The organism is Collinsella aerofaciens (assembly GCF_032584215.1).
Lineage (GTDB): Bacteria > Actinomycetota > Coriobacteriia > Coriobacteriales > Coriobacteriaceae > Collinsella.
Window position 1 is genome coordinate 1 of sequence record NZ_JAWHPN010000066.1, and the last position, 869, is coordinate 869.

Here is an 869-nt window from a genome sequence, read left to right on the forward strand (position 1 = left end):
TGATTTGTTGGCGGGTCGGAATGTCCCCTTGCTGACGGAGAACATCGTTCCAGTCTTTCCTTGCCGGGACAAGGCGAATGACGGCGATCTCGCTGGGAATGGGGTGTGCCAGTCGGGTACAGGCTTCATTTCCAGCGGCGTCGCTGTCAAGGCAGAGGAACACTTTTTGGGTGTCCTTGCGTTCAGAAAGAAAACGGTCAAGGGCTTTGCCAGAAACGCCGCCCAGGGCAAGGTAGCTCCTTGTCTGCCAGTCCTGCGGATAAAGGCAGATAAAGGACAAAAGGTCAATCGGAGCTTCAAAGACAAAGAGCTGGTTGCTGTTGCCCTCATATCGGAACGGATAGGACTTGTCAGACCCGGTAATATCCTGTCTGAATGTGTCTGCCGTTCCTCGCACATGGGCGTATCTCGGTGTGCCGTTTCGGTCTCTGCCGACAAACACAACATTGTGCCGCTTTGCGTCCTCGTAAATATCCCCGGAAAGAAGAAAAGCCTCAACAAGCGTTTTGTTGAGACCTCGGCTTTCGCAAAGATATTGAATTGCTCTGTCGGCTGTTCTGTTGTGCAAGGGCAAGTGGAACGCTGTGGGCGGTGCTGTGGTGGCTTCGCTCTGTCCCTCGCCGCTTTCGCCGGTCAGGAGCTGGACGGCTTCGGGAAAGGATTTTCCGTAAAACTCCATGACAAAATCAATGGGATAGCCGCCCTTGCTCTGGCTGTGGCGAAACCATTTGTTTCCACGAATGGTCAGGCTGTCATGTTCTTTCCAGCGGTATTCCCGTCCGCTTTTGATAAGCGTCTCTCCCTGTGTACGGAGAAAATCTTCCAGACTGACGGCGTTTGCCCGGTCAATCTGTGCTTGGGTATAATAC

Annotated in this window: 1 protein-coding gene; it reads right to left on the minus strand. The window is 53.3% G+C overall.

What is annotated here, in order from left to right:
- Positions 1-869: DUF3991 and toprim domain-containing protein (locus RX395_RS09760; RefSeq protein WP_316367273.1), on the minus strand; the 869-nt coding region annotated here is incomplete at both ends.